Source organism: Pseudomonas sp. MM213, assembly GCF_020423045.1.
GTDB lineage: Bacteria > Pseudomonadota > Gammaproteobacteria > Pseudomonadales > Pseudomonadaceae > Aquipseudomonas > Aquipseudomonas migulae.
In genome coordinates, this window is sequence record NZ_CP081943.1 from 2265654 (window position 1) to 2281155 (window position 15502).

Annotated in this window: 12 protein-coding genes; 5 read left to right on the top strand and 7 right to left on the bottom strand. The window is 59.6% G+C overall.

The window, feature by feature from the left end; all coding sequences use genetic code 11:
* Positions 1-38: 38 nt before the first annotated feature.
* The 6 genes from cysG to K5R88_RS10325 all read right to left on the bottom strand — a co-directional run bounded on the left by cysG (position 39) and on the right by K5R88_RS10325 (position 7663).
* Positions 39-1433: a siroheme synthase CysG gene (cysG, locus tag K5R88_RS10300; protein WP_008029501.1), complete on the bottom strand. Its 1395-nt coding sequence runs from the start codon at positions 1431-1433 to the stop codon at positions 39-41.
* A complete protein-coding gene (gene serS, locus K5R88_RS10305; protein WP_008029502.1) occupies positions 1434-2714 on the bottom strand; it encodes a serine--tRNA ligase in 1281 nt (426 codons plus the stop codon).
* 15 nt (positions 2715-2729) lie between these two features.
* Positions 2730-3104 (bottom strand): fluoride efflux transporter CrcB, encoded by a 375-nt coding sequence (gene crcB / locus K5R88_RS10310; RefSeq protein ID WP_008029503.1) that lies wholly within the window; start codon positions 3102-3104, stop codon positions 2730-2732.
* Complete coding sequence (locus tag K5R88_RS10315) at positions 3104-4426, bottom strand: replication-associated recombination protein A (protein WP_008029505.1); 1323 nt, start codon at positions 4424-4426, stop codon at positions 3104-3106. Before K5R88_RS10315 ends, crcB begins: the two co-directional genes overlap by 1 nt.
* A 139-nt stretch (positions 4427-4565) precedes the next feature.
* Positions 4566-5189, bottom strand: coding sequence for an outer membrane lipoprotein chaperone LolA (gene lolA, locus K5R88_RS10320; RefSeq protein ID WP_226299921.1), 624 nt, complete (start codon positions 5187-5189; stop codon positions 4566-4568).
* A gap of 65 nt (positions 5190-5254) precedes the next feature.
* On the bottom strand, positions 5255-7663 hold the full coding sequence (locus K5R88_RS10325) for a DNA translocase FtsK (protein WP_192227336.1): 2409 nt from the start codon (positions 7661-7663) through the stop codon (positions 5255-5257).
* A gap of 295 nt (positions 7664-7958) precedes the next feature.
* Between K5R88_RS10325 and trxB the strand changes: the two genes are divergently transcribed.
* The 5 genes from trxB (at position 7959) to K5R88_RS10350 (ending at position 12103) form a co-directional block, all read left to right on the top strand.
* Positions 7959-8918, top strand: coding sequence for a thioredoxin-disulfide reductase (gene trxB, locus K5R88_RS10330; protein ID WP_008029514.1), 960 nt, complete (start codon positions 7959-7961; stop codon positions 8916-8918).
* A gap of 64 nt (positions 8919-8982) precedes the next feature.
* Positions 8983-9663, top strand: a complete 681-nt coding sequence (gene aat, locus K5R88_RS10335) for a leucyl/phenylalanyl-tRNA--protein transferase (protein WP_084321288.1) — start codon at positions 8983-8985, stop codon at positions 9661-9663.
* A 56-nt stretch (positions 9664-9719) separates the two neighbouring features.
* The gene (locus K5R88_RS10340; RefSeq protein ID WP_008029519.1) at positions 9720-10427 is read left to right on the top strand and encodes an arginyltransferase; all 708 of its coding nucleotides are present in this window, start codon (positions 9720-9722) and stop codon (positions 10425-10427) included.
* A 100-nt stretch (positions 10428-10527) separates the two neighbouring features.
* Positions 10528-10746 (top strand): translation initiation factor IF-1, encoded by a 219-nt coding sequence (infA, locus tag K5R88_RS10345; RefSeq protein WP_002553999.1) that lies wholly within the window; start codon positions 10528-10530, stop codon positions 10744-10746.
* Positions 10747-10978: 232 nt separating this feature from the next.
* Positions 10979-12103 carry an IS481 family transposase gene (locus tag K5R88_RS10350; RefSeq protein WP_226299186.1) on the top strand — a complete coding sequence of 375 codons (1125 nt, stop codon included), beginning with the start codon at positions 10979-10981 and terminating at the stop codon, positions 12101-12103.
* Positions 12104-13203: 1100 nt separating this feature from the next.
* Here K5R88_RS10350 and clpA read toward each other — a convergent pair.
* Positions 13204-15474, bottom strand: a complete 2271-nt coding sequence (clpA, locus tag K5R88_RS10355) for an ATP-dependent Clp protease ATP-binding subunit ClpA (protein WP_008033994.1) — start codon at positions 15472-15474, stop codon at positions 13204-13206.
* Positions 15475-15502 lie beyond the last annotated feature (28 nt).

Genomic DNA, 15502 nt, shown 5'->3' on the forward strand with positions numbered 1-15502 from the left:
AGGAGCGAGGCTTGCCCGCGAAGAAGGCGATGCGGTCTCTAGACTTGCGCCTGCGCACCCTCAAACCACGCCAGTTTCTCGCGCAACTGCACCACTTCCCCAACAATCACCAGCGTCGGTGCATGCACTTCATGCTCCGCTACCAGCCGTGGAAGATCGGCCAAGGTGCCGGTAAACACCCGCTGATTAACCGTGGTGCCCTGCTGAATCAACGCCGCCGGCGTATCCGCTGCGCGACCATGCTTGATCAACTGCTCGCAGATGATCGGCAAGCCCACCAGCCCCATGTAGAACACCAGGGTTTGCGCCGGCGCAACCAGGTCACCCCACGGCAAATCGGTGGAGCCGTCCTTCAGGTGCCCGGTGACAAATCGCACCGACTGCGCGTAATCGCGGTGGGTCAGCGGAATCCCGGCGTACGCCGCGCAACCGCTGGCCGCCGTGATGCCCGGCACCACCTGGAACGGGATGCCATGGGCCGCCAGTTCTTCGATCTCTTCACCGCCACGGCCGAAGATGAACGGATCACCGCCCTTCAACCGCACGACGCGCTTGCCCTGTTTGGCCAGGTCCACCAGTTGCTGGTTGATCTGATCCTGCGGCACGGCGTGATCGGCGCGACGCTTGCCGACGTAGACCCGCTCGGCATCACGACGGCACAAATCGAGAATCGCCGGCGCCACCAACCGGTCATACAGCACCACATCGGCTTGCTGCATCAGGCGCAAGGCGCGGAAGGTCAACAGGTCTGGATCACCCGGCCCGGCACCGACCAGGTACACCTCACCCGTGGCAACCGGCGCTTCACCGCTGATTTTCGCCTGCATCATGCGCTCGGCTTCAGCGCCCTGCCCGGCCAGTTGCCGGTCGGCAATCGGGCCCTGGAACACATCTTCCCAGAACGCCCGACGCTGCTGTACATCCGGAAACAGGCCTTTGACCTGACTGCGAAAACGCGCAGCCAGACCGGCCAGTTGACCGTAGGTGGAAGGAATCCAGGTTTCGATCTTGGCGCGGATCAACCGCGCCAGCACCGGCGCATCGCCGCCACTGGAAACCGCGATGATCAATGGCGAACGGTCGACGATCGCCGGGAAGATCACGCTGCACAAGGCTGGCGCATCCACCACGTTGACCGGCACGCAACGCCGATGAGCATCGGCGGAGACTTGTGCATTCAGCGGTTCATCATCGGTGGCGGCAATGATCAGCCCGCAGCCGTCCAGATCCGCTTCGACGTAGCCACGCAACAGGCACTCGCCACCGCTGCCGGCAACGAGTTCGCGCAGTTGCGGTTCGATTTCAGGCGCAACCACCCGCAGCAGCGCACCGGCTTCGGCCAGCAGGCGGGATTTGCGCAAGGCAATTTCCCCCCCACCGACGACCAACACACGACTGCCGCGAAGGTTGTGAAACAGCGGCAGATAGTCCATTTAGCCGATGACCTCGAGGCCACCCATGTACGGTTTCAGCACGTCCGGCACACGGATCGAACCGTCGGCCTGCTGGTAGTTTTCCAGCACGGCAACGAGGGTACGACCGACCGCCAGACCGGAACCGTTCAGGGTGTGAACCAGTTCAGGCTTGCCGGTTTCCGGGTTGCGGAAACGCGCTTGCATGCGACGGGCCTGGAAATCGCCGCAGTTGGAGCACGACGAAATCTCGCGGTATTTGTCCTGGCTCGGAATCCACACTTCCAGGTCGTAGGTCTTGACGGCGCTGAAGCCCATGTCGCCGGTGCACAGCGCAAGGGTGCGATAAGGCAGTTCCAGCAGTTGCAGGACTTTCTCGGCGTTGGCGGTCAGGCCTTCCAGGGCTTCCATCGAGGTCGATGGCTCAACGATCTGGACCATCTCGACCTTGTCGAACTGGTGCTGGCGAATCATGCCGCGGGTATCGCGACCCGACGCACCGGCTTCACTGCGGAAGCACGGCGTATGGGCGACGAACTTGATCGGCAGCAGTTTCGAATCGACGATTTCGCCGGCGACGATGTTGGTCAGCGACACTTCAGCGGTCGGGATCAGGTACAGATCGGCCTCGCCTTCGCGCGCGATCTTGAACAGGTCTTCTTCGAATTTCGGCAATTGACCGGTGCCTTGCAGTGCCGGCGCCTGGACCAGATAAGGCGTATAGGCCTCTTCGTAACCGTGCTCGCTGGTGTGCAGGTTGATCATGAACTGCGCCAGGGCGCGGTGCAGACGGGCGATCGGGCCACGCAGCAAGGCGAAACGCGCACCGGACAGCTTGGCGGCGGTTTCGAAGTCCAGCCAGCCGAATTTCTCGCCCAGGGCGACATGGTCCTGGACCGGGAAATCGAACGCGGTCGGGGTGCCCCAGCGGCGCACTTCAACGTTGCCGTCTTCGTCATCGCCGATTGGCACGGATTCGTGCGGCAGGTTCGGGATGCCGAGCAGGATCGAATCCAGATCGGTCTGGATCGCGTCCAGTTCCACTTTGCCGGCGCTCAATTCGTTGGCCATGCGCTCGACGTCCGCCATCAACGGCGCGATGTCTTCGCCGCGCTGCTTGGCCTGACCGATGGATTTGGAGCGCGCATTACGTTCAGCCTGCAGTGCTTCGGTGCGGGTCTGGACGGTCTTGCGCTGTTCTTCCAGCGCTTCGATGCGCGCAACATCCAGCGTGTAGCCACGGGATGCCAGGCGGTCCGCTACGTCCTGAAGGTTGCTACGTAACAGTTTGGAATCGAGCATGTCGGTCTCTCGTTATCAAAGTTTGGTCAAGGACAGGCCGGCCCAGGTGGCGAGCAGCCCGCCGAATACGCTGATGGCAGCATAGCCCAGGGCTAGTGGCACCTGCCCGCTTTCCAGCAGGCGCACCGTATCCAGTGAAAAGGATGAAAAAGTCGTCAGCCCCCCGAGGAAGCCGACAATCAGCCCGGCGCGCACTTCGAAAGGCACCTCCGGGCGAATCAAAAACAGACCGTATAGAACGCCGATCAGCAAACAGCCGACGATATTAACGGCCAGCGTCGCGGTATAGAAGTGCCGTGGCCAATTAGCGTTGACCCAGTTGCCAGTGGCGAAGCGCAACAGCGTGCCAGCGACCCCGCCGACGGAAACCGCAACAATCAATGGAAGCACTATTTTCTCCGCTGCCGGGGGCTTAAACGGTCAAGTTGCGCGAGGTGATTGAGCTTCTCGCCGATCTTCAGCTCCAGGCCTCGCGGCACTGGCTGATAGAACGGTTGCGGCTCAAGCTCTTCAGGGAAGTAGTCTTCGCCGGCGGCGTAGGCATCCGGTTCATCGTGGGCATAACGGTACTCGTCGCCGTAACCGAGTTGCTTCATCAGCTTGGTCGGGGCGTTGCGCAGGTGCAACGGCACTTCCAGCGAACCGTGTTCGGTGGCGCTGCGCATCGCGGCTTTGAAACCCATGTACACCGCGTTGCTTTTCGGCGCACACGCCAGATAGGTGATGGCCTGGGCCACCGCCAACTCGCCTTCCGGGCTGCCGAGGCGTTCCTGCACTTCCCACGCGGCCAGGCACAGGCTCAAGGCGCGGGGGTCGGCGTTGCCGATGTCTTCGCTGGCCATGCGCACCACACGCCGGGCGAGGTACAGCGGATCGCAACCGCCATCGATCATCCGTGCAAACCAGTACAACGCGCCGTCCGGATTGGAGCCGCGCACCGATTTATGCAGCGCGGAAATCTGGTCGTAAAACGCTTCACCGCCCTTGTCGAATCGGCGACGGGTATCGCCCAAAAGACTTTGCAGCAGATCGACGCCGATTTCGCTGTTGTCTTCGGCAAGGTCCGAGGCGTTTTCCAGCAGGTTGAGCAGGCGCCGACCATCGCCATCGGCGGCGGACAGCAGCATCTGAAAACCTTCATCGCTGAGGGTCAGTTGCCGTTTGCCCAGGCCACGCTCTTCGGTCAGCGCACGATGCACCAGTTTGCGCAGCGCCGCTTCGTCGAGGCTTTTGAGCACGTAGACGCGCGCCCGGGAGAGCAAGGCGTTATTGAGTTCGAACGAGGGGTTTTCCGTGGTCGCACCGATGAAAATCAGCGTGCCGTCTTCGACGTAGGGCAGGAAAGCGTCCTGCTGCGACTTGTTGAAGCGGTGCACTTCGTCGACGAACAGGATGGTGCGTTTGCCGTATTGACCGGCCTGTTGCTTGGCGATTTCCACCGCCTGGCGGATTTCCTTCACGCCGGCCAATACAGCCGAAACCGTTTCGAAGTGCGCATCCGAGACTTCCGCCAGCAACCGTGCCAGGGTGGTTTTGCCCACGCCCGGCGGCCCCCAGAAAATCATCGAATGCAGCGCACCCTGCTCCAGCGCTTCGCGCAAAGGCTTGCCGCGAGCGAGCACGTGTTCCTGACCGACGTACTCGTCCAGATTGGCCGCACGCAAACGGGCGGCCAAGGGCTGAGCTATCGGGGCGCTGCGAAACAGGTCCATCACGACTTGCGAAACCTCACTACTTGAACACTGCAGGCCTCTGTAGGAGCCGGCTTGCTGGCGATGGTGGGTCAGTCGACATTAATGTTGAATGAATAATCGCCATCGCCAGCAAGCCGGCTCCTACAAGGGATTTGTGTTACTCCTGGATGATGTCCGCGCCCTTAGGGATGTCAAACTTGAACTTCGACGCCGGGATCGGCTCGTTGGCCTTCACGCCGGTAAACAGGATGTTGGTGCGCTGGCCGACGCTGTCGATCAGTTGCATGTCATTGACCAGGCCATTGCGGAACGACAGGCGCAGGCTGTCGAACAGGGTGTCCTTGGTCTTTGGCTTCAGCGTGAAATCGATCACGCCGCCGGCTTCCTTGGCACTGATGTCAAAGCTCTGGTTGATCTTCGACACGTCACCGGACAGCAGCAATGCCGGGGTCTGGCTCAGACGCAGGTCGAGGGTCTTGATGGTGGCCTGTTCCAGGTCCGGGTCCCACAGGGTCACTTTCTTGCCGTCGGAAACCACGACTTGCTCCGCCGGCGCATCGGTGTGCCAGTAGAACAGGCCCGGGCGCTGCAGCGACATTTCACCGGCCGTTTCCTGCAACTGGGTGCCGCTGCCATCAAGGGTCAGCTGCGAGAAGCGTGCGGTCAGGGTCTGGGATTTTTCCAGGAGTTGGGTCAGACGCGCCACGTCCTTGTCATCGGCGTGGGCCGAGAGTGTGGTCAAAGCCAGAACCGGCAGCAACAGCATGCGGATAAGACGCATGGGAGTCCTCATAACATTCGTGGGAGTTCGGACGGTGCGTCACCGCACCATCCTTGCAAATCAAATCAGTCGCGCACCGGGCCAGGCGCCAGGACTTCACGCGAACCGTTGGTGTTCATGGACGTCACGACCCCGGCCATTTCCATGGCTTCGATCATGCGTGCGGCGCGGTTGTAGCCGATTTTCAGCTTGCGCTGAACCGCAGAGATGGACGCGCGACGGCTTTCCAGTACGAACTGCACCGCTTCGTCGTACAGCGCATCGGTTTCAGCATCGTCATCACCGCCGCCACCGCCATTCTCAAAGCCGCTACCGGCCTCTTCAACACCGGCGAGGATGTCGTCGTTGTATTCCGGCGCACCGCGCAGTTTCCAGGCTTCCACCACCCGGTGAACCTCGTCATCGGACACGAACGCGCCATGCACACGAATCGGCAGGCTGGTGCCCGGCGGCATGTAGAGCATGTCACCGTGGCCCAGCAGCTGCTCGGCACCACCCTGGTCGATGATGGTCCGCGAGTCGATCTTGCTCGACACCTGGAACGCCATGCGCGTCGGGATGTTCGCCTTGATCAGACCGGTGATCACGTCAACCGACGGACGCTGGGTCGCGAGGATCAAGTGGATACCGGCGGCACGGGCCTTCTGGGCGATACGGGCGATCAGCTCTTCAACCTTCTTGCCGACGATCATCATCATGTCGGCGAATTCGTCGACCACCACGACAATGGTCGGCAGCTTGGTCAGCAGCGGCGCTTCGTCGTGAATGCTTTCGCGCTTGTACAGCGGATCGGTCAGCGGCGTTCCGGCGTCCTGGGCTTCCTTGACCTTGGCGTTGAAGCCGGACAGGTTTCGTACGCCCATCTTCGCCATCAGTTTGTAGCGACGCTCCATCTCCGCCACGCTCCAGCGCAGGGCGTTGGCCGCGTCTTTCATGTCGGTCACAACCGGGCACAACAGGTGCGGAATGCCTTCGTAGATCGACAGTTCAAGCATTTTCGGGTCGATCATGATCAGCTTGGCGTCTTCCGGGCCAGACTTGAACAGGATCGACAGAATCATCGCGTTCACACCCACCGACTTACCGGAACCGGTCGTACCGGCCACCAGCAAGTGCGGCATTTTGGCGAGGTCGGTGATGACCGGCTTGCCGCCGATGTCATGACCCAGGGCCAGGGTGACCGGGGATTTGAAGTTGTCGTACTCAGGCGTCGACAGCACTTCGGAGAAGCGCACGATCTGCCGGTCTTCGTTGGGAATCTCGATACCGACGGTGGTCTTGCCCGGAATCACTTCCACCACCCGCACGCTGGTCACGGCCAGGGAACGCGCCAGGTCTTTCGCCAGGTTGGCGATGCGGCTGACCTTGACCCCGGCGGCAGGCTGGATTTCGTAACGGGTAATCACCGGGCCCGGGTGGATCGAATCCACCGAGACTTCGACGCCGAATTCCTTGAGCTTGATTTCCAGCAAGTGGCCAACGGCCGCCAGCGACTCCGGGGAATAATTGAGTTGTTTCTTTTCTGCAGGATCGAGAATCGAGATCGGCGGCAAGGTGCCTTCGACGGCGCTGTCGACGAACAGCGGCGCCTGTTTCTCTTTTTCCACGCGCTGGCTTGGCGCGGCGGGTTTCGGCGGCGCGGGGGCAATCACCGGCGGGACCTGCTTCTCGCGGTCCGACATGTGTTTGCTCAGGGCTTGCTCACGCTCGATCAGGCGTTCCTTGACCTTGGCTTGCTCGCGCTTGTCGGTAACGGTCGGTGCGACCACCTCATGCACGCGATCATCGACTTCACGCAACTGCGCAACCAGCTGCTTGCGCTCGACACGGGCGGCCCACCAGCGGTTGGCCGCGCCCTGGAACACTTCGAACAGGTCGAGGGTGATCTTGCCGGTAACGTCCATCACCTTGAACCACGACAGGTCGGTGAACACCGTCAGGCCGAACAGGAACAACGCGATGAACAGCAAGGTGCTGCCCTGGATATTCAGCGCATTGCGGGCCAGGTCGCCAAGGCTTTCGCCCAACGCGCCGCCCGCGCCGGCCGGCAGACCGGTCGGTGCATGGAAATGGATGTGAGCCAGGGCCGCGCCCGACAGCACCAGGAACACCAGGCCGATCAGGCGCCAGGAAAACAGCCAGCCGCTCCACTGCCACGGCTCGTGGCGTTGACGGAAGATCTGGTAGGTCTTGACCGCCAGCAACAGCGGGAAAATGTAGGCGAAGTAACCCAGCACCATGAACAGGATGTCGGCACTGTAGGAGCCGACCGGTCCGCCAAAGTTCTGAACATCGTCGATCTTGCTGTTATGGCTCCAGCCCGGATCGTCCTTGCCGTAAGTCAACAAGGCCATCATCAGGAACAGGCACAGGCCGCCGATGGCGATCAATGCACCTTCCTTGAGCCGGTAGTGCAAATGCTGGCGCCAGAGCGGAACGACGGCTGGTTTAGGTGCTGCGGTGGATTTCTTCAAAACGCTTCTTTTCCTGCGCCTATGGCGCGTCCATCTGTTGAATGACTATAAAAAACTGCCCAATCCAGGCAGGTAAAAAAGTTAACCGGCGCAACTGGGACTACTTTTAACACTGCACTCCGGTTTTTATAAACACGGGGCGCACTGAATATTCAAGTGACCGGCACGCATTGTACGGGTTTGTTCGTACGATGCCATGCTGGCAGGCCATGGATCAGCATAGCTAACGGCGCACCGATTGCGATTCAATTTGAGCACGCATTCTCTTTCGTGACAAAGGCTTATGAGGTGTTTTATGAGCGAATCCAAGCATTGCCGCCTGATCATTCTGGGTTCCGGCCCTGCCGGTTACAGTGCAGCGGTTTATGCCGCCCGCGCCAACCTCAAACCTGTGGTCATTACCGGCATACAGGCAGGTGGCCAGCTCACCACCACCGTCGAAGTCGACAACTGGCCCGGTGACGTCGAAGGCCTGACCGGCCCGGTACTGATGGAACGCATGCAAAAACACGCCGAGCGCTTTGACACAGAGATCGTTTACGACCACATCCACACAGCCAAGTTGCAACAGCGCCCGTTCGAACTTATCGGCGACGGCGGCACTTATACGTGCGACGCACTGATTATTGCCACCGGCGCTTCGGCGCAGTACTTGGGCCTGCCCTCGGAAGAGGCCTTCGCCGGCAGAGGGGTTTCAGCCTGTGCAACGTGCGACGGCTTCTTCTACCGCAATCAGGTGGTCGCCGTAGTCGGTGGCGGCAATACCGCTGTTGAAGAAGCGTTGTATTTGTCCAACATCGCCAAGGAAGTCCACTTGATCCACCGACGCGACAAGTTGCGCTCGGAGAAAATCCTTCAGGACAAACTCTTCGAAAAAGCCGCCAACGGTAATATCCGTTTGCACTGGAACCAGAATCTCGATGAAGTGCTGGGCGACGCCAGCGGCGTAACCGGCGCCCGCCTGCGCGAAAGCCACAGCGGCGAAACCAGCGAGCTGTCGGTGGCCGGCGTGTTCATCGCCATTGGCCACAAGCCCAATACCGGACTGTTCGAAGGCCAGCTGAAAATGCGTGACGGTTATCTGCTGATCAGAGGCGGCAGCGAAGGCGATGCCACCGCCACTGAGATCCCCGGCGTGTTCGCCGCCGGTGATGTGGCCGACCACGTTTATCGCCAGGCCGTCACTTCCGCCGGCGCCGGCTGCATGGCCGCACTCGACGCCGAGAAATACCTCGACGACATTCCGGCCGTTTGACGGCAAACTTCACGGTGGGCCCAACCGCCCACCACTGCCCTCCCCTTCTGTAAGCCCGGATGCCATGCTGACTTGGTTACAACGCAACACCCTGACCTTCCCGCCGCTGGAAAAAGCCATGCGCGATCCCAACGGATTGCTGGCTGCGGGTGGCGATCTGTCCGCCGATCGTCTGATTCAGGCCTATCGCCATGGCTGCTTTCCGTGGTTTTCGGAAGGCCAGCCGATCCTCTGGTGGTCGCCGGATCCGCGTACCGTGCTGTTTCCCGACGAACTGCACGTCTCACGCAGCCTGAACAAACTGCTGCGTCAGCAACGCTATCAAGTGACCTTTGATCAGGATTTTGCCGCGGTCATTCGCGCGTGCGCTGCACCGCGCGATTATGCCGACGGGACCTGGATCACCGAAGCGATGCAGAACGCCTACCTGGCGCTGCACCAGCGGGGCTACGCGCATTCGGTGGAGGTCTGGGATCAGGGCGAACTGGTCGGCGGGCTCTATGGCCTGGCAATGGGGCAGTTGTTCTTCGGCGAATCCATGTTCAGCCGCGCCGACAACGCCTCCAAATTCGGCTTTGCCACCCTGGTCAAACATCTGAAAGACTCGGGTTTCGTGCTGATCGACTGCCAGATGCCCACCGATCATTTGCACAGCCTGGGCGCCCGCGCCATTCCTCGTCGCGAGTTTGCCCGCTATCTTGCGCAGCATCTGGACCAACCCAGCCGTGCCACCTGGGTTTGCTGAGCGACTTTCGCGCGCGTGGCTTACACTTAATTCAAAGCTTATACCGAGGGTTGATCATGACCGAGTTGGCGCGTTTGAAGTTTTATGCCACTCAGCCCCACTCTTGCAGTTATCTGCCCGAGGAGCAGGCCACAACGCTGTTCCTCGACCCTAGCCAGCCCATGGATGTGCATGTCTATGCAGACCTGTCTGAAATGGGTTTTCGTCGCAGCGGCGATCATCTTTATCGGCCACATTGCCAGAATTGCAATGCGTGCGTGCCTGCGCGCATTCCGGTAGCGCAATTTTCGCCGAATCGTCAGCAGAAACGCATTTTCAAGCGCAATGCCGACGTGCAGGTGCGCCCAACCAAGCCGAAGTTCAGCGAAGAGTACTTCGACCTGTATCAGCGCTACATCGAACAGCGCCATGCCGATGGCGACATGTACCCGCCGAGTCGTGACCAGTTCTCGACCTTCCTGGTGCGTGACCTGCCATTTTCGCGTTTCTACGAATTTCGCCTGGAGGGCCAGTTGCTGGCGGTGGCTGTCACTGACTTGCTGCCGAACGGTCTGTCGGCGGTCTACACCTTCTACGAACCCTCTGAAGAACGCCGCAGCCTGGGGCGCTATGCGATTCTCTGGCAAATCGCCGAGGCCCAGCGTCTGGGGCTTGAAGCGGTCTACCTCGGATACTGGATCAAGAACTGCAAAAAAATGAGCTACAAGACCCAATATCGCCCAATCGAACTGTTGATTAATCAGCGCTGGGTCATCCTGAACTAGAACCCCTTGGCTTAAACCCCATTTTTCGGGCACAATGCACGCCGCTTTTGCCTGGCGCAGTTGCACCGGGCCATTCATTGGACACCGAGGGCTTTACTGCATGTCGAAAGAAGACAGCTTCGAAATGGAAGGCACTGTCGTCGACACCCTGCCCAACACCATGTTTCGCGTGGAGTTGGAAAATGGGCACGTCGTAACCGCGCATATCTCCGGCAAGATGCGCAAGAACTACATTCGTATTCTTACCGGTGACAAAGTGCGCGTCGAGCTGACGCCCTATGACTTGAGCAAAGGGCGCATCACTTACCGCGCTCGCTAATCAAGTCAATACAAGACGCCCGGCTTTTGCCGGGCGTTTTTGTTTGTCTGCGATTTGGTTTGGCTTGGTTTGGCTTGGTGTGAATATCCATTTTTTTGGTGATGGCTGATATTGGTTCCGCTCTTACAGCGGGTCACTTTGGAAAAGCCTGTACGGACCGGACACATGGTTGACGGGTGTGCGGGGACATGGTGGACACTTTTCGGCGAGCCAACTTCGCCGGGAATCCATCATGCCCTGGGACACGAGAGATACCATGAGCCTGAAAGAAGAGTTTGTTGCCTTAGCACGGCAACCCGGCAGCAATAAACGAGAACTGTGTCGACGGTTCGGCATCAGTCCGCAAACGGCCTACAAGTGGCTCAACCGCTACGAGACACACGGTCAGTCGGGACTGCAAGAGAAGTCCCGCAGACCTGCAACCAGCCCCAAGCTGACCCCTGCTGCTTTGGAGGCCGAAGTCTTAGCCCTCAGGCAAGAACATCCCGCATGGGGCGGACGCACAATCAGCATCATCTTGAAAAAGCAGATCGCTCCCAGCACCGTCACCAATGTCCTGCGCAGGCACGGGCTGATTCAGCCTGCTCAGAATGAGCAAGAGGCCAAGCTGAGATTTGAACACGATGCGCCTAACGATCTGTGGCAGATGGATTTCAAGGGGCACTTCTCAACGCAAGAAGGCCGATGCCACCCCCTGACTTTGTTGGACGACCACTCACGATTCAATTTGGCTATTCAGGCCTGCGATAACGAGCGCGGAGCCACGGTGAAGGAAAAGATGATTGAGGTATTCCAGCGCTTCGGATTACCAGCACGCATCAATGTTGATAACGGCCCGCCATGGGGCTCACCGCGCAACCCAGGTGAAATCACAGAGCTGAGTATCTGGCTGATTCGTTTAGGAATCCGGATCAGCTTCAGCCGCCCTTACCATCCCCAAACCAATGGGAAGATCGAGCGCTTCCACCGTTCACTCAAAGCCGAAGTGCTTGAGGGGCGTCAATTTTCCACGGTCAAGGAGGCTCAATCCGCGTTTGATCGATGGCGGGAGGTTTATAACCTGCAACGGCCTCATCAAGCGTTGAACTATCAAGTGCCGATGGACCGGTATCGCTCTAGCCCCTGGGCTTATCCGCAGCAACTATCGGAGTTTGAATACGGGCCGGACGATGTGTTGGCCAAGGTTTATCACAGCCGATTTCGCTTTCAGAAACGCTATTTCAGCATCGCCAAGGGCTTGGTTGGGCAGCACATCGCAATACGGCCCAACCCTGAAAGAAATGGACTCTTTGACGTCTACTTCTGCCATCACTTCCTAAGAACGTTCGACGTGAGCAAACCTGACTATGGGTCATAATGTGTCAACCATGTCCCCGCACATGTGTCCACCATGTGTCCGGTCCGTACAAAAAGCCCCAAAGTAACCAAAAGGCTCTGCCCCTTTCGTTCGGTGGCTCGCTAAGGCTCGCCATACCCTCGCTCCGGTCCTGCTCCGTGGGCACGCCGCCATCGGCCATCCATGGCCGGGGGCGGCTAACCCGGCATCCATGCCGGGTTGCCCACTGCGCAGAACCTCCACTCGGCCTCTCGAGGGGGCGACTACCGCCACAGCCGCCGAGGCGGCCTGAAAGCCGACCTGGCTCTGCAGTTGTCCGCGTTGTCCTTCACTGCTGCGCTCACTCATTCCGAACATGTACACCAATCCCCTGTAGGAGCCGGCTTGCTGGCGATGGCGTCCTTTCAGGCGATAAATGCGCGACTGACCCACCGCTATCGTCGGAACGCCGCCCGCAGCAAGCCGGCTCCTACAAGGGATTGGGTTCACACGACTCAAAATTGTAGGAGCCAGCTTGCTGGCGATGGACGCCAACGATAACGCGGGCTGTCTGAATGAACGCGTCGCCCAAACGCTTTTCGCCGGCAAGCCGGCTCCTACAAGGGATTGGGTTCACACGATTCAAAATTGTAGGAGCTGGCTTGCCAGCGATGGACGTCAACGATAACGCGGGGCTGTCTGAATGAACGCGTTGTCCAAACGATTTTCGCCGGCAAGCCGGCTCCTACAGGGATCGGCGTTTGCTTTTGCTTCTCACCACTCATCAGGCCGAGCGTTAGCTCGCCTTCCGCTTTTGATCTGAGCGCCCCCTCGAGAGGCCGAGTGGAGGTTCTGCGCAGTGGGCAACCCGGCATGGATGCCGGGTTAGCCGCCCCCAGCCATGGATGGCCGATGGCGGCGGGCCCACGGAGCAGGACCGGAGCGAGGGCATGCCGAGCCTAGGCGAGGCACCGAACGAAAGGGGCAAGAGCCCTTGGTTACTTGGGGCTCTTCCAAGTGACTCGCCGTAAGGGCGAAACCAATAGCCGCCGTTACCAAAGAAACGGATATGCACCCAAACCAAGCAGACAACAAAAAAGGCGCCCGAAGGCGCCTTTCGCTTTACAACAGATCAACAACCGTCAGGCCATTTCAGCCGTGGTTTCAAACTCGAAGGTCAGCTCGCCGTCCTTCAGGTCGATATGCACCACGCCACCATGGTCAGCCAGCTCGCCAAAGAGAATCTCTTCCGCCAGCGGACGCTTGATCTTGTCCTGGATCAAACGCGCCATCGGCCGAGCGCCCATTGCCGAGTCGTAACCACCTGCCGCCAGCCAGCTGCGCGCCGCGTCGGTCACTTCCAGCTGCACGCGCTTGTCTTCCAGCTGCGCCTGAAGCTCGGTAAGGAACTTGTCCACCACGCTTTTGATGACCTCATGACTGAGGCGACCAAACTGGATAATGGTGTCCAGACGGTTGCGGAACTCCGGCGTGAAGCTCTTCTTGATCACTTCCATCGCATCGGACGAGTGGTCCTGATGGGTGAAACCGATCGAAGCACGCGCGGCGGTTTCGGCACCGGCGTTGGTCGTCATGATGACGATCACGTTACGGAAGTCCGCCTTGCGCCCGTTGTTATCGGTCAGCGTACCGTGGTCCATGACCTGCAACAGCAAGTTGAAGACTTCCGGATGCGCCTTCTCGATTTCATCGAGCAACAGCACGCAGTGAGGCTGCTTGGTGATAGCTTCGGTCAGCAGACCGCCCTGATCAAACCCCACGTAGCCAGGAGGCGCACCGATCAGACGCGATACGGTGTGGCGCTCCATGTACTCGGACATGTCAAAACGAACCAGCTCGATACCCAACGCCTTGGCCAACTGACGCGCCGCTTCGGTTTTACCGACACCGGTCGGGCCTGCGAACAGGAACGAACCGACAGGCTTGTCAGGCGACTTGAGGCCGGCACGGGACAGTTTGATCGCAGTCGACAGCGAGTCGATTGCGGCATCCTGACCAAACACCGTCAGCTTCAGGTCACGCTCAAGGTTACGCAGCAGCTCTTTGTCGGAGCTGGTGACGTGTTTTGGCGGAATCCGCGCGATTTTCGCGACGATGTCCTCGACCTGAGGCACTTCGATGCGTTTCACGCGTTTCTCGATCGGCTGCAGACGCTGGTAGGCGCCCGCCTCGTCGATCACGTCGATGGCCTTGTCCGGCATGTGCCGGTCATTGATGTAACGCGAGGCAAGTTCGGCAGCGGCGCGCAGGGCTTCATCACTGTATTCGATATTGTGATGGAGCTCGAAACGCCCTTTCAGGCCGCGCAGGATGCCGATGGTGTCTTCCACCGACGGTTCCGACACATCGACTTTCTGGAAGCGTCGTGCCAGGGCACGGTCCTTCTCGAAGATGCCGCGGAATTCCTGGAAGGTGGTCGAACCGATGCAACGGATGTCACCGGACGACAGCAGCGGCTTGAGCAGGTTCGAGGCATCCATGACGCCACCGGACGCGGCACCCGCACCGATGATGGTGTGGATTTCGTCGATGAACAGGATCGCCTGCGGACGTTTTTTCAGCTCATTGAGCAACGCCTTGAAGCGTTTCTCGAAATCGCCGCGGTATTTGGTCCCGGCCAGCAAGGCGCCCAAGTCGAGGGAATACACCACGCTGTTGGCCAGCAGGTCCGGCACCTGGTTGTCGACAATACGCTTGGCCAGGCCTTCGGCAATCGCGGTTTTACCCACGCCCGCCTCGCCCACCAGCAGCGGGTTGTTTTTGCGTCGACGCGCGAGGATCTGCGCGACACGCTCGACTTCGAGCTCACGGCCTACCAACGGATCGATACGACCCTGGCGCGCGAGTTCGTTGAGGTTACTGGCATAAGCATCCAGAGGATTGCCTGAAGAAGAAGACTCACCGCCCTCGTCGTCCTGCATATCTTGCTCACCTTCAGAGTGATCGCCATGCCCCGGCACTTTGGAAATGCCGTGTGCGATGTAGTTGACGACATCAATGCGTGCAACGCTCTGCTGTTTCAGCAGGAACACTGCCTGACTTTCTTGCTCACTGAAGATCGCAACCAGCACGTTTGCGCCAGTCACTTCGCGTTTGCCCGAGCTCTGTACGTGGAAAACAGCACGCTGCAGAACACGCTGGAAGCCCAGGGTAGGTTGGGTCTCGCGATCCTCATCATGAATAGGGATCAACGGCGTGGTGGAGTCGATGAACTCCTGCAGATCATGCTTGAGTTTGTCGAGGTTGGCGCCGCAGGCACGCAAAACGGTGGCGGCAGCCTCATTGTCCAATAAGGCCAGCAGAAGATGTTCGACGGTCATGAATTCATGACGCTTCGAACGGGCCTCCTTGAAGGCAAGATTGAGGGTGACTTCGAGCTCGCGGTTTAACATAGCTTCACCTCATACCCAAGTGGTCGGC

Excerpts from the sequence above, each read along its gene's own strand:
- K5R88_RS10315 (WP_008029505.1), bottom strand. The coding sequence starts at position 4,426 with ATGGACCTGTTTCGCAGCGCCCCGATAGCTCAGCCCTTGGCCGCCCGT.
- aat (WP_084321288.1), top strand. The coding sequence starts at position 8,983 with ATGCTGACTTGGTTACAACGCAACACCCTGACCTTCCCGCCGCTGGAA.
- clpA (WP_008033994.1), bottom strand. The coding sequence starts at position 15,474 with ATGTTAAACCGCGAGCTCGAAGTCACCCTCAATCTTGCCTTCAAGGAG.
- K5R88_RS10350 (WP_226299186.1), top strand. The coding sequence starts at position 10,979 with ATGCCCTGGGACACGAGAGATACCATGAGCCTGAAAGAAGAGTTTGTT.
- infA (WP_002553999.1), top strand. The coding sequence starts at position 10,528 with ATGTCGAAAGAAGACAGCTTCGAAATGGAAGGCACTGTCGTCGACACC.
- serS (WP_008029502.1), bottom strand. The coding sequence starts at position 2,714 with ATGCTCGATTCCAAACTGTTACGTAGCAACCTTCAGGACGTAGCGGAC.
- cysG (WP_008029501.1), bottom strand. The coding sequence starts at position 1,433 with ATGGACTATCTGCCGCTGTTTCACAACCTTCGCGGCAGTCGTGTGTTG.
- trxB (WP_008029514.1), top strand. The coding sequence starts at position 7,959 with ATGAGCGAATCCAAGCATTGCCGCCTGATCATTCTGGGTTCCGGCCCT.
- lolA (WP_226299921.1), bottom strand. The coding sequence starts at position 5,189 with ATGCGTCTTATCCGCATGCTGTTGCTGCCGGTTCTGGCTTTGACCACA.
- K5R88_RS10340 (WP_008029519.1), top strand. The coding sequence starts at position 9,720 with ATGACCGAGTTGGCGCGTTTGAAGTTTTATGCCACTCAGCCCCACTCT.